We start from the raw sequence: 255 nt of genomic DNA, 5'->3' as shown, positions 1-255 counted from the left end.
GCTCACGCGCTGACTGCGCGTTTCCCAGGCATCGCCTACCGCCAGCATCAGCGGCGCTTCGTCTATCTGGCGCACCGCGTCACTGCCGACGACCTGCCGGTCGGCGGCAGACGGTATGGTGTCGGGGACCTCCATCGCCACCGCCATCGTCGATACGGAAGCCCCCAACGCGGCCACGAGGCACGTCGTGAGCAGCATGCGTTTCATGGAACACCTCCAGCTCTTGAAGGAGAGAGATGCGAGCGGGACGACACT

General features: G+C 65.5%; 1 protein-coding gene. It reads right to left on the bottom strand.

Annotation, left to right across the window (positions count from 1 at the left end; all coding sequences use genetic code 11):
- Window positions 1-207, bottom strand: a 207-nt coding sequence (locus MYL53_RS17205) for a hypothetical protein (protein ID WP_247855295.1), incomplete at its 3' end; no start/stop codon positions are given.
- Window positions 208-255: the final 48 nt, after the last annotated feature.

This window comes from Halomonas getboli (assembly GCF_023094245.1).
Taxonomy (GTDB): domain Bacteria; phylum Pseudomonadota; class Gammaproteobacteria; order Pseudomonadales; family Halomonadaceae; genus Halomonas; species Halomonas getboli.
Note: the sequence above shows the minus strand (reverse complement) of the source record. Positions and strands in the feature narration are given on the sequence as shown.